The organism is Methylobacterium pseudosasicola (assembly GCF_900114535.1).
GTDB lineage: Bacteria > Pseudomonadota > Alphaproteobacteria > Rhizobiales > Beijerinckiaceae > Methylobacterium > Methylobacterium pseudosasicola.
In genome coordinates, this window is the sequence record NZ_FOTK01000017.1 from 110286 (window position 1) to 130183 (window position 19898).

19 protein-coding genes and 2 pseudogenes are annotated in these 19898 nt (G+C 60.1%); 13 read left to right on the forward strand and 8 right to left on the reverse strand.

Annotation, left to right across the window (positions count from 1 at the left end):
* The first annotated feature begins 2 nt into the window (after window positions 1-2).
* Together BM228_RS17280 and BM228_RS35405 are read left to right on the forward strand one after the other, a co-directional pair.
* Window positions 3-968 (forward strand): Y-family DNA polymerase, encoded by a 966-nt coding sequence (locus BM228_RS17280; protein ID WP_244537177.1) that lies wholly within the window; start codon window positions 3-5, stop codon window positions 966-968.
* Window positions 969-979: 11 nt separating this feature from the next.
* Window positions 980-1264, forward strand: a complete 285-nt coding sequence (locus BM228_RS35405) for a DUF4113 domain-containing protein (RefSeq protein ID WP_244537178.1) — start codon at window positions 980-982, stop codon at window positions 1262-1264.
* A gap of 414 nt (window positions 1265-1678) precedes the next feature.
* On the opposite strand, the gene BM228_RS33815 is transcribed toward BM228_RS35405, so the two are convergent.
* Together BM228_RS33815 and BM228_RS36115 are read right to left on the reverse strand one after the other, a co-directional pair.
* A complete protein-coding gene (locus tag BM228_RS33815; protein ID WP_139234105.1) occupies window positions 1679-2827 on the reverse strand; it encodes a hypothetical protein in 1149 nt (382 codons plus the stop codon).
* Window positions 2824-3345, reverse strand: a pseudogene (locus tag BM228_RS36115) (DUF4365 domain-containing protein). The gene BM228_RS33815 and the pseudogene BM228_RS36115 overlap by 4 nt, the downstream one beginning before the upstream one ends.
* 385 nt (window positions 3346-3730) lie before the next feature.
* On the opposite strand from BM228_RS36115, the gene BM228_RS17295 reads away from it, so the two are divergent.
* Window positions 3731-4492: a hypothetical protein gene (locus tag BM228_RS17295; RefSeq protein ID WP_092042609.1), complete on the forward strand. Its 762-nt coding sequence runs from the start codon at window positions 3731-3733 to the stop codon at window positions 4490-4492.
* Between the two features lie 28 nt (window positions 4493-4520).
* Here BM228_RS17295 and BM228_RS33820 read toward each other — a convergent pair whose 3' ends face one another.
* From BM228_RS33820 to BM228_RS17305, 3 genes are all read right to left on the reverse strand, one after another.
* Window positions 4521-4946, reverse strand: a complete 426-nt coding sequence (locus BM228_RS33820; RefSeq protein WP_139234106.1) for a hypothetical protein — start codon at window positions 4944-4946, stop codon at window positions 4521-4523.
* A gap of 99 nt (window positions 4947-5045) precedes the next feature.
* Complete coding sequence (locus BM228_RS17300; RefSeq protein ID WP_092042611.1) at window positions 5046-6167, reverse strand: nickel/cobalt efflux transporter; 1122 nt, start codon at window positions 6165-6167, stop codon at window positions 5046-5048.
* Window positions 6168-6181: 14 nt separating this feature from the next.
* Window positions 6182-6460: a metal/formaldehyde-sensitive transcriptional repressor gene (locus BM228_RS17305; RefSeq protein ID WP_092042612.1), complete on the reverse strand. Its 279-nt coding sequence runs from the start codon at window positions 6458-6460 to the stop codon at window positions 6182-6184.
* A gap of 91 nt (window positions 6461-6551) precedes the next feature.
* On the opposite strand from BM228_RS17305, the gene BM228_RS17310 reads away from it, so the two are divergent.
* Window positions 6552-6758: a DUF1289 domain-containing protein gene (locus tag BM228_RS17310; protein ID WP_092042639.1), complete on the forward strand. Its 207-nt coding sequence runs from the start codon at window positions 6552-6554 to the stop codon at window positions 6756-6758.
* A 502-nt stretch (window positions 6759-7260) separates the two neighbouring features.
* On the opposite strand, the gene BM228_RS33825 is transcribed toward BM228_RS17310, so the two are convergent.
* The gene (locus BM228_RS33825) at window positions 7261-7899 is read right to left on the reverse strand and encodes a hypothetical protein (protein ID WP_139234107.1); all 639 of its coding nucleotides are present in this window, start codon (window positions 7897-7899) and stop codon (window positions 7261-7263) included.
* 230 nt (window positions 7900-8129) lie between these two features.
* Between BM228_RS33825 and BM228_RS17315 the strand changes: the two genes are divergently transcribed.
* From BM228_RS17315 to BM228_RS17330, 4 genes are all read left to right on the forward strand, one after another.
* Entirely contained in the window at window positions 8130-8711 is a 582-nt protein-coding gene (locus BM228_RS17315; protein WP_092042614.1) for a recombinase family protein, read from the forward strand.
* Window positions 8712-8852: 141 nt separating this feature from the next.
* Window positions 8853-9320: a hypothetical protein gene (locus BM228_RS17320; RefSeq protein WP_092042616.1), complete on the forward strand. Its 468-nt coding sequence runs from the start codon at window positions 8853-8855 to the stop codon at window positions 9318-9320.
* A gap of 76 nt (window positions 9321-9396) precedes the next feature.
* The gene (locus BM228_RS17325; protein ID WP_092042617.1) at window positions 9397-9825 is read left to right on the forward strand and encodes a hypothetical protein; all 429 of its coding nucleotides are present in this window, start codon (window positions 9397-9399) and stop codon (window positions 9823-9825) included.
* Between the two features lie 252 nt (window positions 9826-10077).
* A complete protein-coding gene (locus BM228_RS17330) occupies window positions 10078-11676 on the forward strand; it encodes a hypothetical protein (protein ID WP_092042619.1) in 1599 nt (532 codons plus the stop codon).
* A gap of 76 nt (window positions 11677-11752) precedes the next feature.
* Here the strand turns inward: BM228_RS17330 and BM228_RS17335 are convergent, their stop codons facing one another.
* On the reverse strand, window positions 11753-12709 hold the full coding sequence (locus tag BM228_RS17335; protein ID WP_167367758.1) for a replication initiator protein A: 957 nt from the start codon (window positions 12707-12709) through the stop codon (window positions 11753-11755).
* Window positions 12710-13182: 473 nt separating this feature from the next.
* Between BM228_RS17335 and BM228_RS17340 the strand changes: the two genes are divergently transcribed.
* From BM228_RS17340 to BM228_RS17355, 3 genes are all read left to right on the forward strand, one after another.
* Entirely contained in the window at window positions 13183-13596 is a 414-nt protein-coding gene (locus BM228_RS17340; RefSeq protein WP_092042622.1) for a helix-turn-helix domain-containing protein, read from the forward strand.
* A gap of 1773 nt (window positions 13597-15369) precedes the next feature.
* Window positions 15370-16386 (forward strand): hypothetical protein, encoded by a 1017-nt coding sequence (locus BM228_RS17350; RefSeq protein WP_092042625.1) that lies wholly within the window; start codon window positions 15370-15372, stop codon window positions 16384-16386.
* A gap of 80 nt (window positions 16387-16466) precedes the next feature.
* Window positions 16467-17201 (forward strand): DUF4198 domain-containing protein, encoded by a 735-nt coding sequence (locus tag BM228_RS17355; protein WP_092042626.1) that lies wholly within the window; start codon window positions 16467-16469, stop codon window positions 17199-17201.
* A gap of 239 nt (window positions 17202-17440) precedes the next feature.
* On the opposite strand, the gene BM228_RS17360 is transcribed toward BM228_RS17355, so the two are convergent.
* Window positions 17441-18493 (reverse strand): hypothetical protein, encoded by a 1053-nt coding sequence (locus tag BM228_RS17360; RefSeq protein ID WP_244537179.1) that lies wholly within the window; start codon window positions 18491-18493, stop codon window positions 17441-17443.
* Between the two features lie 403 nt (window positions 18494-18896).
* On the opposite strand from BM228_RS17360, the gene BM228_RS17365 reads away from it, so the two are divergent.
* Window positions 18897-19259: a hypothetical protein gene (locus BM228_RS17365; protein WP_092042628.1), complete on the forward strand. Its 363-nt coding sequence runs from the start codon at window positions 18897-18899 to the stop codon at window positions 19257-19259.
* A 49-nt stretch (window positions 19260-19308) separates the two neighbouring features.
* A pseudogene (locus tag BM228_RS17370) lies at window positions 19309-19898 on the forward strand (IS5 family transposase); the annotation flags it as partial.

Here is a 19898-nt window from a genome sequence, read left to right on the forward strand (position 1 = left end):
CCATGGGCGGCCCGGTCGCCCTCGTCGACTGCAACAACTTCTACGCCTCGTGCGAGCGGCTGTTTCAGCCCAAGCTGCGCGGCGTGCCGGTGGTGGTCCTCTCCAACAACGACGGCTGCGTGATCGCGCGCAGCAACGAGGCCAAGGCGCTCGGGATCAAGATGGGCGATGCCTGGCACCTGCGCCGCGCCGAGTTTGAGCGTTGGGGCGTCCAGGTGCGCAGCTCCAACTATACCCTCTACGGCGATCTCTCCGCCCGGGTGATGCGTGTGCTGTCCGAATTCACACCGGACCTGGAGATGTACTCGATCGACGAAGCCTTCCTCGGGCTGTCCGGCTTTGCCGATCCGGACGCCCTTGCGCGGCAGGCACGCGCCACCGTCCTTCAGAAGACCGGGATCCCCGTGTGCGTCGGGATCAGCACAACCAAGACCATCGCCAAGGTCGCCAACCGCACGGCCAAGAAGGACCCCGCCAGCGGAGGAGTCTGCTACCTCCCCAATGACAAGGAGCAGACCGCAGCGCTGGCGAAGCTGGACCTCGGCGACGTGTGGGGCGTCGGACATCGCATCGTGCAGCGTCTGGCGGAGATCGGGATCACCACCCCTCTCCAGCTACGCGACGCGGACCCCACCATGATCCGCCAGCGGTTCAACGTAGTCCTACAGCGGACCGTCCTGGAGCTGCAGGGGACACCCTGCTTGGACCTCGAACAGGACAGTCCGGAGAGCAAAACCATCTGCTGCAGCCGAAGTTTCGGGCGAGCGGTGGAAGGATTTTCCGAGATGGCCGAGGCACTGACCGCCTACACCTCCTACGCCGCGCAGAAAATGCGTCGGCAGGGCCTGGCGACCGCCTCCGTGGTCGTGATGGTCACCACCAACCGGCACAAACCCGAGGACGCCCCGTACTACGCGACCCGGCCCGTCCGGCTGACGATTGGCACCAGCGCGACACCGGCCGGCTGATCCGCGCCGCCTTGTGGGGCCTGAAGGGCATCTACCGGCCCGGGTTCCGCTACAAAAAGTGCGGGGTGCTGTTCCTCGATCTGCACCCGGCCGACAGCGTGCAAGGCTCGCTGTTCCTCCGGCCGGACCGGCCCGAACGGGTACGCTTGATGGCATGCGTGGACCAGCTTAATGCCCGCTACGGGCGCGACCGGGTGCGGTTCGCGTGCAGCGGCACCGATCGGCCATGGAAGCTCAAGGCGGAGTTCTTGTCTCAACGCTACACGACCCGATGGGGCGAGCTGTTGGCGGTCTAGCGGCGCAGCCTGATACTAGCGCCTAAACGTGTTTCTCCGGTCCCTTTGCAACGCATTTCGCTGAGACATTTCCCGCATCGCCAAAGCCAACGATTTGAGATTTGGCAACTTCGCAGGCTGCGGCGCTGTTAAATTCTATGCTGTGCATGGCAACGCCGGACGTTGCACTATGGCAATGAATAGGATGTACATGGCAAAATATTAAGAGCTTTGCGGCGAATGTGTCATGCCGTTTTTCTCAACCCGCTGAATGCCCACCAAAGGGCCATGCCTACCAGAATTAAAACAGATCGAGGAATTACGGCAGCACCTATACCCAGTCTTGCTCGCGGCCCAGATCGTAGCCGGAGGGATCATCCTCTATGGCCTGGCATGGCAGTAGTAACACCCTTAGAGGCCGCGGGCGGATTTAAGTTATTCGTCTTCGTCAGAAGCAAAAGAGAAGCCCGTAGGATTGTTAACCCGGTAAGAGCGCCCTTCTCTTACCACCGTACCTATCAGCTTGACTGACTTGTATTCCTCGTGGGCACGGGTCGCTTGCGCGTATTCCGTTGGTAGTAGAGTTACGTTGACCTTTCTCATGACGCCTTCAATCAATGCATAGATTGTAACACGCCCAGCTTCCTGCCCGTCTGCGCGTTCAAGCTTCACCACAGGACCGGTAACTTGGTAGTCTTCAAGGGCATCCCGTGCCCTGAATATGCGGGCAGCTTCCGTTATTGTCGGGATAACGTCGCTTGTGATGACAGTTCGGGATGGCACCGCCTCAGGCATCGGCCTGTTTTGTGCCCATGCTACAGACAGGCTGATAGAAGCCTGATCGCCGAACCTAAATAGCCCTACAATGCCCTCGCACAGGTTCGCGCTCACCCCTAAGTTTACGGCCTCCTGGAATGGCCGGAAATTATCCTCAGTCGCAAGGGCAGACTGTTCTGCGGCTGTGACTGTAGTTTGAACGCCTAGTGCAAGCGTCTTTACGACCTGCCTTTCAAAAGGTTCTTCCGGGAAAAGGTCGGTTTCGCTGAACGGGTTAAGCTGTGGCGCAACTGGCGAAAGCACGGTTAGAATGAAGCTTCCATGTTCAGTCTGTCCAAGCCGCGCACCATTCATATACTCAAGTGCCTGTTGTGGCTTCCGTGAGTGGAACACCGCACGCGGGCGCACCGTAGAACATGCCGCAGCAAGCAGCATTTCGCGTGTTTGCTCAAACAGCCTTACACCGTCTTCAATTCTCACAGTTCCGCTATCAGTGTTTGGCGATCTAACGCCCAGCCGAATGACGTCAAACCCTGAATTTATTAGGTCACGAAGAACCTCAAGCTGTGAGCGACCTTCTGCCGCGGATAGTTCCTTGAGAATATCCCCAAGGCGGATGATAAAATCACTAGCTTCCCGCCGTAAAGGTACAACAACCTCGTTATCTGGGAACGCAGGATTATCCCACACGGAAAACTTACCGTGAACTTCGCTAAATTTGCTCCATCCGTGCGAGCGCAGATAGCCGATGACGTTCAACGGCTTGATGGAATTGATTGCTACAGCGTCTTGGATCAATGCTTTCATGGCATGTCCTCGCCGTTGCTTGCTCTCTCCATCATTCGCCGCAGCACGTCAGGAGTGAAGACGTTTGCCCTCGCCAGGTAGACAGTCTGAACCGTTCCGTTTTCGCTTTCTGGCTGTCCCTTGAGGGAACACCAGTAACCGCAATGTCTAAACGTCAGCTCTTGCTCCGTTTGAGAAATCCACTCATCAACGGTATTAGATACGAATACTACGACGAGGTAGCGCGGGTTCGTAACTAGCGGATCACGCAAGTTGTTATAGGTTTACAGGTCCAAGACATATGAAATCGGGCCGTCACCCTCAGGGACGCCACTCATCTGACATTTAAGCTGAATGTCGATTTTGGGCTTAGTTCTGACCGTCCCAACCACACGCGAGCTAAGCGTAAAATCTATTTTGTCGTCGTCCGGCTCGGGTTTGGAAATACCGCATCCGGTAACTGCACAAACAGCACGGACATAGGCACCGGAAAAGTGCTCTTGTCGTGCTGAAATTGCAGAGTAGGGTTCTGGCGGCATCGTATACTCAATCTGCCTTTTCTGTATCTTTCTTATACTACTTCGTCATGTGAATGTTTTGGCGAGGATTCGCCGTCGGATTGTTTGGTACGTTGCCCCATGCAGGAACGCAACGGGCACGGTTGCAACGGACGCCTCCTGCGGTGCCTCTCAAAGTTCGGGGTTACGAGGCTGTGCGGCCCTGGCTGATTGTGGGGCGTCTCGTTCTGTCTATGTTCTTCCTAACGTATGGTGAGGCAGGTGCCGTAAGCAAGCCATGAAGCTCGGCCGTACTTGTCTGTCGAAGGCCCCCGGCGGTTTGGTCACACCTTATGATGTGCGTAAAGCAGCTTGGTGCTCCTCCGCGCATGGCTGCGCCGCCCGCTGCTCGGTAAAATGCGGCCTCATGAGCATCTTGAACTTCGTCACTCAGGATCAGCTCGATGAGCTGGACGAGGACCCGCGCGTTGCCTTCATGCAGCTCGCAAACCTAGCTCAACGCAGCTTGGCCGATCAAACGAAGAACTTTGACCCCGACCATGAGCAGGAATGGCGGGAGATAGAGGATTTACGCCATAGCTTCGTCAACGTCCTCTTAGCAGCGGCAAAGCGGTTTGAAATAGAGCCGTTTGCTTCGATGGAACTGCCAACCGCAAACAATTTTGACAATAGAAGCTATCGAGATTTCCGTGACCATCTCGATCACTACATCACGCAGCTTGTGATTGATAACAGCTCGAGGACGCGGCGGCAGTCAGTCGAGGTTCCGCCAAAAACGAAGGATAGTATCCGGGGTTATATTCAAGAACTTAGGGGCTGTATCGAACAATCCGACATGCCAGATACAAAGCGGGAAGCATTGCTTGATAGGCTTGATGCTTTTCAGGCCGAGTTAGAGAAACGGCGCGTTAACCTCTTGGCTGTTTCTATGTTGGTATTTGATATTATTGCCGTGCCCGGCGCGGCGTGGGCCTCATACGAGCTGACAAGTCGTGTTGTGACCAACATCATGCAGACCGTCGCAAAAGCGCGAGCGGAGGAACAAGAAAAGAAGCAACTTGCTCCCCCGGCAGAGTTCAAAGCTCTGTCTCCGCCGCGTAGGGATTTGCCGTCGCCGCGCCGCCAAGCTGCCAAAAATTACAATTTTGACGACGATATTCCGTTTTAAGCGGAGTATCGTCGCGAAATATCTGTTCCTAAGTTGGCTTTGACTTTTGGAATTCCATCATTGCCAAAACACAGTCTTGCAAGCTGACCTTTGCAGACGGGTAGTGTTCAGCGATCTCCCGAAGGAGATAGTGGGCACCGGATTTCAGTTCTATGTTTGAGAAATCGGTCTCAGGAACGAGAACGAAAATCATCAGGCCGGCTAGGCCCATTTCCAGAGCATAGCTCTTGCCACGACGTGACCAGGTCGGCTTCGTCGGCCCGGCTTTTGTTGAAGCCTCCGCTTGTCCCGAACCAGCTGCGGCAGCTTTGGCTTTACGCTTGGCCTCTACATAATCCTCAAACTTGATGTAGGCGAAACCTATAAACGTGCCTGTAGCGCCTCCGGTCGTAGCCAGGAGGCTGAAGCTTTTTAGCGTAAGGGGTCCGCTGAGAATTCCGCCATCTGCCGGCATGGTCAGTCCTCCGACCTCGACCACATCAACATGGATCTGTGATGCGGGTTCCTAAGCGGACGAATGAGGAAGGTGCGGCCGCTCGCGCCCTCTCAAAATTCAAGAGTTTTGTCGGGCCGTGGCTTCGGCAGTATGAGCCGCCGGGCCATGCTGGATGCCCTGCCAGCCGAGCCAGCCGGTATAGAGGCCCACCAGCACGATCAGCACGGCCGAGGCGGAGGGTGCCTGCCGGGCGAAGCTGCTGAACCCGGACCAGCGCGAGGCAACATGCTTGATGCTCAGGGCCGCCAGCACGCCCGCTGACACCATCGTTAATGCCAGCCCAATGCTGAAACACACCACCAGCACGAACCCGAGGCTCAGCTGCTTGAGCTGGATGCAGAGCAACAGCACCGTGATCGCTGCCGGGCACGGGATCAGACCACCGGTCAAGCCGAACATTATGATCTGCCCGGTGGTCACGGTCCGCCCCGCAAACCGCTTGCGAATGTCGGCCGCGTGAGCGCGGGCGTGGGCGTCGTCCTCGTCGCCCAGGTTCATATGGTCGCGATCGTGGTCATGCTCCGCAAAGGCGACCTCGTGGACCTCCGCCCCGGCCGGAGCGTTGAGGTGCAGCCGCGCGATGAACGCGTGCGGCTCCGGGATTTCCTCTAGGCTCTCCAGGAACTCGCCGCCGTTGGCAAAGGCGAACGTCTGCCGGGTGCCGTCTGGACGGATGGTTTCAACGGTCACGGCATTGGTTGCCGGTAACGGTCCGCGCTCGCTGCGCACCCGCCAGCGCGGGGGCGCACCGTCCTCGAGCACCTCCAGCGTCAGCAAGCCGGTGCTGGTCGTGATGTGCTGCACCTCGTCATGATGGTGGTCATGGTGGTGGTACTGCTCGCGCCAGGTCCGCCACGCCATCCAGAGTGCAATGCCGACGATCAGCACCGCCGAGGCGAGCTGGAAATACGGCTCGCTAGCCTGTCCCAGGTACTCCTGCCCGAAATACTGCCCGCCCAGCGCAATCACCCACACGACCGCCGTGTGTGACAGGGTGGCCGCCAGCCCCAACAAGACCGCCTGCGTGACCGTCCCGCGCACCGCGATGATGAACGCCGCCATCATCGTCTTAGAGTGGCCGGGTTCGAGGCCGTGCAGGGCACCAAGCAGGATCGCGGTGGGCACGAACAGCCAGGCGTGCGCCGTCCCCTGCTGAAGCAGGTCGGTCAAAGAGGTCATGGCATCGGCTTTCGTTATTTAAGGTAGGTCCGCACCACCTCGATCAGCTCGGCCGCGCCTTTGGCCCGGTCGGCATCCGGCTCGGCGTCCGGGTTCACGACGTGGTGGCGGATGTGATCTTCCATCAGCTCGGCGGTCAGGCCGTTGATGGCGCCGCGCATCGAGGCGACCAGCATCAGCACATCGGTGCAGCCCAGCTCGGCCTCCAAGGCTCGCTCGACGGCTTCCGCCTGGCCTTTGATCCGGCGCACCCGCGCCAGCAGCTTGGTCTTGTCCTTGATCGTATGGGCCATGAGCGGCTTTCCCTTAGGAGAAGATATATAGGGGGGTACCCTATCGGTTGTCGAGCAAAAATTGCACGACCGGGGCAGGGAGGCCCCTACCATGAAGAAGGATGACCCCTGCATCGGGGTGTGTGAGTGGGACGGTAAGACCGGCTGGTGTCTGGGCTGCGGGCGGACGATCCCGGAGATTAAGACGTGGCGAAAGCTCACGCCCTACCGGCGCATCGCGCTCCTGCGCGAGCTGCCACGCAGGGTTCAGCAACTAAGCAAGCAGCCAGTGGAAGAACCGACCTCAGCTGCACGATAGAAGCCTACATCAATCGCAAGTTTCAGGCGTAGTTTATATGGGCCTAGCTGCAAAGGATTGCTGCCGCCCAGACGAACTCGGCTGGGCGGCGCATACATGCCTTTTCATTAAGAGACGGTAGAGACAAGCCTTGCCTCTGTGCTCATGACTTACTGTACAGAATCGATTTCGGTGCCTGATTTCGGAGTTTGGCTCTTCTTTGCGCTAGCCCACCGTGACTTCGAACCAAGTTCACTCGTGGGACAAAGTGTATAACTACTGCAGGGAGGATTTTCGGGGGTAGTTGAAGTGTGTTTGTGCTTCAAGGTTGCAGGCGGGGATCCTTGGCAGTCGCTATGACAGCTATTGTTGACAGGATGGGCGCCTGACCATCCAGGATACGCCAGTATTGCGGCGCTAATGACAGCTCCACGCAAGGCGATTTTCAACGTCATGGCGACCTCCTGAGTTGCGCGACATGCTCTGTAAAAATTTGCGGCTTAGACTGGCCCTGGCATTAATCCTAAAAGTCGCGATCTCTTTCCCATTTGGCGGGCGGCTTAAAGAACGTAACGAAGCGGGTGACCCGATCTTTGTCGTGGCTCCAATTCATAAAATTAGTACAATGTAGTTTTGAGCTAGCTGACTGCGTGGTTGCAGGCCTGTCTTCGAATTTACTATACCCAATTGGGCAATCTCTTCCTGCCTCACATCTCGCGAGATTGTCTTTGTTGTCACCTGCCCAGAGCGAGTAGCCTATGATCTCTGACTCAAGAGGAACGATGTTGCACAGCAGCTGACAATTAGCTGTATCGGTCTTTCCTCCGTTCAGAACCTTACCGACCTCTCCATGGATCGGGTCTGCAGCCTTCCGGAAAGCGTCCGTATTGGTGAGTTCGCGGAGGGCCCCAGCAAAATCTTTCATTGTGGCCTTCTCGACTCCGTCGATTGCTTTTCCTAAGTCACCAGCAGTACCGACATTGCAGGTTGGCCTAGCAGTATATGTATATCGTCCATGTCCAACGTCATCGTTGTTGACGACGGCAAATTCTCCTGGTGCGCAGTTCTTGCATCCGGATCCATTGCCGACGACCTCAGCGTTTAGATCGGCTGTTGATGAGGCAAGGAGTGCAAAGGCCGATAAAATCAGTAAATTTCGCATGATGACCCCTCGTCGATACCGACAAAAGACGGAGCGAATCACATCGATATTGCCATAGTCAGGACCGAATGCAATCGATGAACCTCGGTCACAATGTGTCCAGAAAACGACCGTTTTCCCGACGATGCTAAAGGGCCAGTCACAAACCGCCCGAAACGGCCCTGTTTCTGTCGGAAAAACGTGTCGGCTTTTCTATTGCCGGATAAACGCTGATTTGGCATCATCCCGACATGTTCATCGGATATGCCCGCGTCTCCACCCTCGATCAGAACCTCGACCTCCAGCGTGACGCCCTGACCAAAGCCGGGTGCGAGCGTCTGTTCGAGGAGAAGAAGTCCGGCAAGGCCGGGACCAAGCGACCGGAGTTCGAGGCGGCGCTCGCCTACCTCCGACCCGAGGACGTGCTCGTGGTGTGGAAGCTCGACCGGCTCGGCCGTTCACTCGTCGAGATGATGCGCACCATTGACGGGCTGCGGGTGAAGGACGTGCACTTCCGCTCGCTCACCGAACAGTTCGACAGCGCTACCGCCCACGGCCGCTTCGCCCTGCAGATGCACGGGGCTATGGCCGAGTACTTCCTCGACCTCAACCGCGAGCGCACGATGGAGGGGCTGAAGGCAGCGCTCGCCCGGGGTCGCAAGGGCGGCCGGCCCAAGAAGCTGACTGAGGACGACATCGCGGTCGGCCGTGCCTTGCTCGCGGCCGGCACGATCAGCGTGGCCGACATTGCCAAGCGGCTCGGGGTCAATCGGGACACGTTCTATACCTACTTCCCCCGGGCGCGGGCTAACAGCACCGCGGCCAAGGGCTGAGTTCGTACGTGGATCGGTGTGGCCTCGGTGCGCTGCCCATACCGACGTACTTTCCATAGGGACGGAGGTCGCACACCGCTGCGCACGGTCGTCCATCCGAGAGGTGCCCGTTCGTGATCTGAGGAAGATCGCCGGAGCGACATGTCGATCAGCCGACGCCAACTCGCGGTCTCGTTGCTTGCAGCCCATCACATCGCCGACCGCGGCGTAATCGCGGCCTTCGTCGCCGACCCGGCGACACAAGCGGCGCCCAACCCTTTCGCTGAGACGAGCGCTGGAGCCGTGCGCCAAGTTTGGCGACAGCGCGCCGCGGAATTCCAGTCGTTCAATATCGAGGCGGTGGGGGTGCCCTGCCTGCTGCGGGCTTTGTCTGGGATGGGGGTTGGCGAGGTGCTGGTACAGGAGATCCTGCGGGCCGGTCCCCACACTGCGAACGTGTTTCACGGTGGCGATGGCTGCCGGATCGTAGGGGCCGTGCTTTACGGCAAGCCCGGGACTGGTCTGCCGACAATCCCAATGAACAAATCTATGCGTGCCGCTTTCAGCTCGCGGTCACGCGCTCGCCGGCCAACGGAGCAATTTGATTTGTTCGCCCCGGTCGAAGCCTGACGGTTTTCTACCCCACCTTCTGCCGTGCAGGCTCACAGGTGCCGATCGACGGCGCCGTGGGTAAGGACCGACCCTGATGCCGATCCGGCGCGAGCATCGCTTCTTCTATCAGATCGACTGGCGTGAGCTGTCGATCACGATCCGCTTTGGCCGGGCCGGAGGGTGGTGCGAACGCTGCCGGCGCCCACACGGGCAAAAGATCTATCACCTCGGCGATGGGCGATGGTGGGACCGCGAGGTGTGCGCTTGGCGCGATGGCGACGGCGAGATCCTGCGCGTCCAGCCCACAGTCGAGGATCTCGGCCCTATCGCTGAGACCCGTGTGGTGCTGGCCACGGCGCACCGCGATCATGACACGAGCAATAACGCGGATGCCAACCTCGCGGCGTTTTGCCAGCGCTGCCACATGCTGCACGACCGGCCTGAGCATCGACGCCGTCGATGGCGAACGCTGTTCCGTCGCAAGGCGCTGGGCGATCTGCTTCGAGGATGCTATCGGGCCTGAGTACAGCTTTTAGAGCCAAAATATTCTGGCTGTATTCGTACGAAGCCAAAACTTCGAAGGGACACAACCGCCCATTTGAGTTTTTATCTATCTCGCTCAGAGCTTTAGGTGATAGCAGGTATTGCTGAAGATCAGCTCAGCTCCAAACGCTCGATAGCAGTAGTTAGCTTATGGCCCGGCCCCTCGCTGGGACGCATCGCATAGGCCCGGCATGTCGCCGACGGCCGCGTCCCCTGATGTGGGGATCGTTGAATGTTTGAGACGTGTGACACCCAGCTCTGGGATGGGGTAATCGCCAACGTCTACGACATCGAAGGGTTCGACCTCGATGTTCCTGGTCTCGATCTTGATGCTGATGACAAGATCGAAGAGCGGCGTGACCGAGCGTTGACCTTCGTGCGTCGGTTAAGCCGGGCGCAGATGGAACACCTCGGCCTCCTTACCGGGGATGCCAAGCGTGACGAAGCGCGCGCTGGCATCCTCGCCGCGGGGGTCATCGCCCATCAGGAGGGGCGGCGGGTCTCGGTTTCGTTCCGCAGCAACCACTACTCCGGACGCGCTCGCTACGCCGGGTCAGCTTACACCTACCGGATCGTCCCCGATCTCGTCGAGGAGCTGGCGGAGGCGGGGTGGATCGAACTCGACAAGGCTCCCGTCGGCCGAAACAAGGCCAAGGGGCGTCAATCCACCTACACGGTCACCGAGAGGACTCTGGCTGCGCTTGGCGACAATCCCGTGTTCGAGCTGCACCTGAACGACCCGATCCGGATGCGCGGTGCCGACAAGCGTCTCGTCCCCTATGAGGATACCGACTTCACCCGCGAGCGCCGCGATCAGCTCATCCGCGTCAACAAGATGCTCGCGTCGATCGATATCGGCACGCGCAACCCGGACATCGTGAGACTGCCGGACCATCGCTGGCGTCTGCCCGGTCTTTGCTCCGACGGCCGTGGTGGCTTCAGGCCCCGCCACGTACGTTCCGACGCGCGGGCCGTGCACGTCGTGCACAACAACGAGGACTGGGACCAGAACGGGCGGATGACCGGCCTGTTCATCCAGCAGCTGCCTAAGGCCGAGCGCGAGCTGATCACCATCGCCGGCGAACCGGTAGTGTTGCTCGACTATGCCTGTTCGCACCTCGTCCTCGCCTACGCGCGAGTGGGGCTGAAGCTCGAAGGGGACGCGTACGCGATCCCCGGTTGGGAGGGTGAGCGCAAGTTCGTGAAGCGCGCCACCGTCACCGCCATCAACTGCGCGAAGAAGACCCGCAGGAAGGGGCGACAGCAGGCCGTGAATGCCATCGCACACGATCTGGCCGTACGGGACGCCAAGGCTGGGGCAGTTGGGGTTGAGAAAGCTATGGAACAGAAGGCGGGGGAGATCCGGCCGAGCAAGGCCCATCGGCAGAAGGCACATGCCGTGCTCAAAGCGATAGAGAAGCGTCACGCGTCGATCAGAGAGTCGTTCTATTCGGGTATAGGCCTACGCTTCATGCGGACCGAGGCGGACGTGATGCTCGCCGTGATGCTGGCGGCCATCGACAAGGGCATCCCCCTGCTGCCGGTGTACGACGAGTTCGTGGTTCGGGTTAGTGACGCCGAAGAGGTGTATAAGCTGATGGTGGCACACTGGCGCGCGGAGGTGGGGTTCGAGCCGATGATCGATCGGCCATCGCCAGTTGCCCAGATCCAGGAGACGGCGGCGTTATCACAAAACGGGAACACTCCCGTCTATTCGTATGTTGGCTCGTGTCTGCATTCTATGCTCCCCGCTTCCCCGTCGTCCGCGGTTCCGCTGGCTCCGCGCTCTCCTGGCCTGGCTCCCCCCATCTTCACCCCCGGAATTCTTTGACTTTGAATGGGCCGCCTCACCCCCGGTGACCGGTTCTCCCCCGGGTGGATTTCTGAGGTACATGACGCCGGTGACCTTACGTACCCTGAAGAAGCCCCTGAGGTTTCACATTCAATTCATGGGTTGTAAGTCCCAGCGTTGATGCTTCTGGAGCGAGCGAGAGCGTGACGCCGTCCGTGGCGGACGGGGTGACCAGGTAATCCGGGATGATTACCTGGCGCTCCTTTCTGGGCTTCGCACCTCCCGATAGCTTCGCGTCGCCGAGGGCAGCCTTCCCGGAGCGGAGCGCTTTCGTCCTTTCGAGGTCCCCGACCAGTCGCCTGAGTTTGTCCCGCATGGTTGGGACAGACGCTGTTGAACCGAAACGGTCGATGGCTCGTGCCGGATCGAGGTCCACGAAACTGAATAGGGCGTCCCGCACCCGGGCCCGAGCGTAGCGGTAGACACATCGTGGTATGCCGTGGAGCTTCATGCTGTCCGGATGAATCCGAACGATGAGGTCCTGTTCGACGACATCGATCAACCAATCGGGCGGGGTGATCGCCCACCCAGGTTCGGTGGGATCGGTATCGTCCGGCTCGCACCGTTCCAGCAGCCAGAACGTGAGGACCTTGCGCCCCGTCACCTCAAACGGGAGGTTCGTCTCCACCCGCGTCGCGCACAAGCGTTCGAGGGTCGAGGCGAGATCCTCATGTTGCGCGCCCCCGGGCCCTTTCCCGATGTACCGAAGCAATTTGGAACGGGTGATCGACAGGACGATGTCGCGTCGAGGTTCGTGGCGCACGCGGATGCGATCGCGCAGCTCGGTGATCACCCAGATAAGGATGTTCACGTCCGACACGAAGGCCATGCCTTTGGTCCGCTCGGTGGTCACGAGCAGCGTGATGTCTCCTGATTTGTCGGGGAAGCGGATGTCCTCGGTCCGGCCCTCGGCCAGGGCCAGGAACGGAAACTCCAGCATCACTGCGGCTTCGTAACGATGTCCGCCATGCGGATCGGCGGTGGCGCCCCCCGGGGGCGTTTCGTCGGTCATCGGCTTCTCCCTGCTCACATGCAGGGGGACGAGGCCGAGCACCGGCTCGGCAGGCCGCGGAAAAACCCTGCAAGAACATATAGGCCGGCGGCGCTCGGTCGAACGCGCACGGGCACGCCGCTGAGGCAAGTGTCGGATCCGGTGTCGCGTCCAAGCCACGGATGTGTTCGTGCCCGGTGCGCCAAACGCATCCCCCGGGGTAGCGCTCAGGTCGCTGAGTGCACTCAGATCGGCGCCGGATATCTCGGCTCCAATCCTTCGTACCGGGCTGAATGGATACGGCTCACATCGCCCCAGTGCTCGTGCCGGCGATGAAGCTCGGGCTTGAGCAAGCGGCGGATGAGAGCTGTGGCCACACCCCATCAACGAGCGGAAAGCGCTTCATCCCTGATCGGGCGGGTCCAGGGTGTCCAAGACCTTATTTTTGAGAAGGGGGACGAAACCGCATAAATCCCCTCTCTTGGACGCCGCCAATGCCCCGCCGCGCGAAGAACCACATCCCCAACCCGATCGATCGTCACATCGGCAAGCGCATGCGGCTGCAGCGGATGATCCGCGGGCACACGACGTACAGCCTCGCCGAGGTGCTGGGCCTCAACGAGCGTACGTACCGGGACTATGAGACTGGAGCGCTCCGGCTGAGCCCGTACCGGCTGGTGCAGATCGCGCGGGCGCTGTGCGTCGAGCCAGGCTTCTGGTTCGTGGGGGCGCCGAGCGGCGTGTTCGAGCCGAGCCCGCCGATCGACACCGGCGGCATGGGCGACGGCGACACGCGCCGGCTGCTTCGGGCGTGGGACGCCATCACCGGCAAGCCCAGAAAGCACTTGCTTGGTATCGCAATGGCGATGGTGAAGGCTGATTCCGGCCCGCGTAAGCCATTGGAATAAAACAGTCTCAAAAATTATTTGCTACTTTTGCTCTTTAGAAAAATTCTAAATAGCTATCAGACATTATGGCCACCCCCCTATGTGGGTGCCGCGGACCCGCCGGTCATTCCGGAAGATTTCGCGCTTCCATACGTCGCCAGCGAATATGTTTCGGCACAACGCCGAGGATCAATCGCCGGTGAACGTTCATCAGTTTAACAATGTGTCATTCCAATCATCATTTCAGAGTTTATGTATATAAATCTGAATAAAATTGAAAGCTTGTACAAAGTCATGAGCGTAAATAGCAAGTACGTTGTTGGTAATCTATACGTCAAGTGCGTCTTTACTAAAGAGCATTATCAAATGGATGCCCTTTTTTCGCTGAGGAAGGCTTTGCGTACGTTGTTCGGTGATGGGTACGATATATCTTCCATGCCTTTGACAATCACTGTTCCGAAGGGGTCCGATTTTGTAGAAATCGATGAAGCTCTGACTCAAGAATTCAAGAAGTATCCTGCTTTGAAGGGTATGCGATTTCAGCTTCAGATGTGTCGAGATATGTTGATTGTACAGTAGTTTACTTACAGCACACCGCCAAAATCGCTCATTGCGGATCAACACCGAACCGTCAAACACAGGAGTTTAACGTGAACAATAACTTTTCTACCCGTTGCTTGAAGATGAGCTACAAGTTTTGTGCTAATAATAAAGATAGTATTGAGAATAGTAACAACGCTCTAAATGTTGTTTTGAGTCAACTGTTCGGTACGGGATACCGTATGACAAAGTCATCGTGCTTAATTTATGTTCCCATTACTTGTAATTATTTCATCATTGTTAATACTCTCCGTAATGAATTTGGAAAACAGCTGCCGTTGAAAGGGATGAGTTTTCGAGTTGACTTGCGAGAGCGCATGAAAGAAATTTGAACATAACAACCGGCAAACAGCTTTTAACTGGGAAATGCCATATAGCTCCGGGAATTATCAAGATCAGATAATTCCCGGAGCGCCTGTCCGGGGCACCCCGGTTTTTCCACGACGCTTGAATTTTTAGATTTCAGAGGCCGTGCGACTTTGTCGGACGACAACCCAGACACTGCGCCGCTTGATCTTTGCCTGCCGATCAACGCCGGTACACTGGTGTCACGCATTATGGCTCGGGCGAGACTCCTCGCATGCTCGGAGCTATACGCTTTTAAGCAGCGATCACTGCACCGTGGCGCCGGCAAAGGTCTCGTTTGACTGCAGGATCACGTTGTACACCGCGGCTCATCAAGGACGGCGTATTGTATGGCGACGAGGGACATGGTGGCCGCAGAATGTCTTTCGCGCGTCATGATCAGGAACTGGGTGCTCCGTTCTCATCGAGCAACTCCGGTGGTAAATTTTGACCATGCCAAATTGAAGCTCTCGCTCTCGACACTCAGGATGCGAGACCCATGATAGCCATTCAGCCGAAATTCCGCGTCAGAGACACGACTCCGCGCGAGTTCCCGCAGCTGACCGAGTTCGTAGTGGAGGGGCTCGTCAGCGGTACATGGTCATTGTGCATGGTCGGAGACAACTTCGTCGCTCGCAGCACCCGAGATCAAGCTCAGGCGCTTGCCGACCGGCTTGAACGCGGCGAGGACATCTCTGAGGACTTCAAGCGGATGCCGGTTCGGTGGTGGGACAGGCCCGGGTTAGACCCATCACGACCGGTACCGACACGACACGCGGCCACGCGCGGCAGAGATGACGAGGGATAAGTCGATGGGCTCTGCCCGCCGACGGTGCGAGGGCCGATAGCATGGATTGGTTCGAGCGGCTCACCGGGTTTCGGGAGACATGGTACGCGGAGACGCAATCCCGCTTGTCCGTGATCGACGGACGGCTGCACAGCCGGAATACGAACCGGACGTATGCGGTCGGCACGCTGACGCTGTCGTCGCTGGCGGAGCTGCGAAGCGCCGCAAGCGCTGTTCGTCGGTCCGGCCAGCTCCGGCTATCCATAGTCGAGGGCGATGTGCGAACCATGCACCGCCAGCCCGAGAACCGTGAGGCACTGTTCCAGGTCGCCTCGCAGTTCAACATGTTGGAGATGGTCAGCTCGACCGTGACGCCGGAGGATGGCGTCACCCGCTACGAGCACGACCGTACCCAGGGTCCGGCTTGCGCCATGGCGGCGGGCGCGGCCACGATCTTTCGTAACTACCTCGTCCCGGCAGCTGACGGTTTCGGGCAGACGGCTGATCGTCAGCTCGACGGCTTGGCCGATCTCGGTGCTGCATTGGCGCAGCGTCTGGACGTGCCGATCGAGAAACTTTGGACGATGCGCAATGGCTACGCTCTGGCCACCCGGGACGGGTTGTCGGCAGCAAGCGACTACCTCCGGGCCGCGGATACCGAGGCGTTGGACGAGCTGCGCGGGCTGCTCCGGGTCGGGCTGCACACGGATGTCGAGGTCACTGACGGTCCGTCACCCGGCCCGCTCGTCAGCCAGGTGTTCTGCTCGGCGTTGCCAGTGGCCTACGGTCGTCTTCCGCCCGCAGCGTGGGCGCCGTTCGCCAGCCTCGTGCTGGAAGCAGCATATGAGGCGACGCTGCTCGCCGCTCGGCTCAACGCCGCCCGCGGCGCGTCCAACCGTGTGCTGCTGACGCGGTTGGGCGGAGGTGCCTTCGGCAACGACGACGCGTGGATCGACCAAGCCATGCTGCGGGCGTTGCGACGTGCCAGCGGCGACGATCTTGATATCGCAATCGTCAGCTACGGGCCGCCGTCACGAGGCCTACAGGACCTCGTGCAGAGCGCGCGGGCACGGCTCTAGCGCTGGTGATGGGGTTCGGTGGTCGCGCTGACGCCATGACCGGGTTAGGCTGCCAGCACGATACCCCAGGGAACTGCACGATGACACGCATCGCCCTTTTCGCTGCCGCGGCCGTCGCCTTTGCGGCACCGGCCGCCGCCCACGATTTGTGGCTGTCGCCCGGTCCAGGCAGCGTGATGGTCCAGTATGGACATCCGCATGAGCCTGAGATGCCGGTAGCCAGCAAGCTCACCAGCCTCATCGCCTATCAGCCCGCCCGGACGGTTGGGCTTACCGCGACGACGGGGACAGAGCCGGTTCCGGTTTTGCGCGCTGCCCTCGATGGGGACGCCCTGGTCGCGGCGGCTTACGACAACGGCTACTGGGTTCGCTTGACCGATGGCAGCTATCGCAACGCCAGCAAGCGCATGGTGCCGGAGGGCGAGAAGAGTCAGTGGTCGGTCAAGTACGCTAAGGCGGCGATCGGTCCGACCGCGCCGTGGGATCGCGTCGTCGGTCAGCCGTTGGAGATCGTGCCGCTGGAGGCGCCGGCGTCGGCTAAGGGCTCGATCCGGGTCCGTGTCCTATTCGATGGGCGCCCTCTTTCCGGAGCGGATGTCGTCGCCACGGACGGCGCGACCTTCAAGAGCGAGGCGGATCAGGCTCGCGCTGCGACGGATGCTGCCGGCGAAGCGACGGTGCCGTTGCGGGTGGCCGGCCCGCAGGTGCTCAGGGTCAGTCACCGCATTACCCCCTCGCAAACACCCACGCTGGCTGACGCAGACACCTATTCAGCCACGTTCGCGTTCACGGTCGCTGACCCGAAGACGAATTGACCGAAGGCGCCGTCCAGAGTTGGTGGGTCCTTTGCCCGCGCCAGTCCGGCTCCACGAGGGGTTAGGCTTCATCAAGTACCCCCGTCGGAAATGCGACGAACCTGGAAAATCGAAAGCCGGGGGTGGGTGCCCCCGGGTGTTTTTCCGACGCGATGATTTTTTTGGGTTTTGAAGCCCGCGCAACGTATCGGGAAACGAACCCCGGCCAGCACGAGGTTCATCGCAAGCCCAATCCGCCCTCAGATGACGGGGAGCGCGCTGAGGCCACCGAACAGCGCGGCGTGGCTGACGTAATAGAGCGCCAGAGAGGCCGCCAGAGCGCCGCCATACCAGGCCGGTGCCAGGGCTACGTCGCGGACGCGTACCGCCCGTCGAGCGTCATCAGCCGCGATGCCAAGCAGCACCACGATGATGCCCGAGTGCCCGATCGCGTCAATCTTGCCGAATTCGAACACCGCCGACACGAAGATCCCGGTCAGGATCAGCGCCGCCACGCGGCGGACCAGCGGGGTCCAGATCAGCGAGAATGCCAGGGTGAATTCGATCACGCCGGCCGACTTCATGAACAGCTCGGGCGTGGCGCCCATGGTCATTTGCGGCTTGGCGGCGAGCAGCGGAGCGGTCCACTCCGGGTAGGCCCATTTCTCGACGCTCGCCCACATCAGGGTCACGGCGGCGGTGTAACGCACCACGTCCAGCGGTCGGATCCCGAAAGGGGTGATGCCGAGGCTGCTGAGCACCAGGTAGGCGGCCACACCGAGGAACACCGGATAATCGGCCATGTGGAACAGGCCGTACTGCCACGTGCCGAAGCCGAACAGGAAGACGATGCCGGCGGCGGTGACTGGCATGGTCCGACGCCAGATCAGGCAGGTTGCCATAGCCAGCTGCAGCCACGGGATCCAGGCCGCGTCGGTCTTCAGCTCGGGGGTCAGGATGGTGCCGCCGAGGCCCCACAGGGACACGAGGAAGAAGCCGAGGGTCGCCCGCACCAGCAGCTCGGTATCGGTCCGGATCCTGGTGGTGACGCGATCCAGGGCGTTCAGGAGTGCGGTGCCGAGCGGGGTACCCTCAGTCATGCAGCCAGCCATCAGGCACGCGAGGGCCAGGCCGGTGAGCCACTCGAAATTGACGCACAGCACTTGGTCCAGGCCGCGAGGCTGACCGGCGACATCGAAGGCGCAGAACCATATCACGTGCGCGCTGGCTGGAGCGGTACCTACCAGGGCGACGATCGGGGCCAGCGCCAGAGCCGGGCTGATCGAGCGCAACCGCACCACAAGCCGACGCATACTGAACCCCGACGATACGCACGCGGGTGACACCCCGCATGCGTAATTGCGCACGCGGCCGAGCATTGCGTCAACGAAGAATTAAGTTGTCTTACGAGTTGGTTAACGTAATAGGCGCGGATACTTGGTTAATAAGCACTTTTATGCACGAATGTCATTCTCATAGACGAATGCCAAGGCCTTATGCATTTGAGTGCGGGTCAAACTCATCCAACCAGCGCATCGGCAACGAGGGGTGCCCGGGCTGACGGGTCGTCGTGGGTGCATTCGAAATCGGGGCAGCATCCGCTGAGGTCCCGGTATTTCGCGCTACCGCCCTTAATTCCCGGGCTCTCAATTTGAAGATGTGTGGCCACGCCACCCCGTGGATCGTTCATCCGCGATCGATGAGCACCCGTCGTGGATGGCGCAGCTACGCACGTTCACACCGATCGCCATGAGCCCCATGACAACGCCAGGCCCACAGTTCCGCGCTACGGATCGTACCCACCCGGATTACCCGAATTGCCCGTCGTGGGCGGTCGAGGAGTTCGGGAACGGGGCGTGGTCGATTTACCTCGTGGACTGGATGCCGGTGTATCGCCCAACGCGCGAGCGTGCGCAGGAGCTGGTCGATCGGTTGAGCCGGGGCGAGAGCATCGCAGCGCTCCAGGTTCGTCCACGCCCGGACTATTGGGACCGGATCAACGAGCCCAAGGACGCGTCCGGTCGTACGAGTGCCGAAATGCGTTCAGGCTCGTCGCAGACCACAGAGAACACCGATTAAGAGCGCCTAACAGAACGGCACTGAGCGGGGTTTTCAGCGTTGGTTTAGCATGGCTAGACCGCTTCTGCCCGATGATCTCTGGGACGAGATCGCTCCGCTCCTCCCGCCGCCTCGGCCCCGTCCGAAGGGCGGGCGTCGTCCAATTGAGAACCGGGCCGCACTGACGGGCATCCTGTTCGTGCTGCGCTCGGGCCTGCCGTGGGAGATGCTGCCGGCCGAGATGGGCTGCGGCTCCGGCATGAGTTGCTGGCGGCGGCTGCGGGATTGGCAAGCGGCGGGCGTGTGGAGCCGCCTGCATCACGTGTTGCTGGAGCGTCTGCACGCGACGGGTGAGATCGACTGGAGCCGGGCTTGCCTGGACAGCGCATCTGTCCCGGCCAAAAAAGGGGGCCTGCCACCGGCCCGAACCCGACGGACCGCGGCAAGCCGGGCACGAAACGCCACCTCGTCACCGACGCGCGCGGCACCCCGCTCGGCTTCCGCCTAAGCGGGGCCAACCGGCACGACAGCGTCATGATGGCGGCTACCCTCGATGCCATCCCGCCTCTGCGGAGTGGTCGACGAGGACGATCGCGGCGCCGTCCAGACAAGGTGCACGCCGACAAAGCCTACGATGCCAGACCACGTCGGCACGAATGC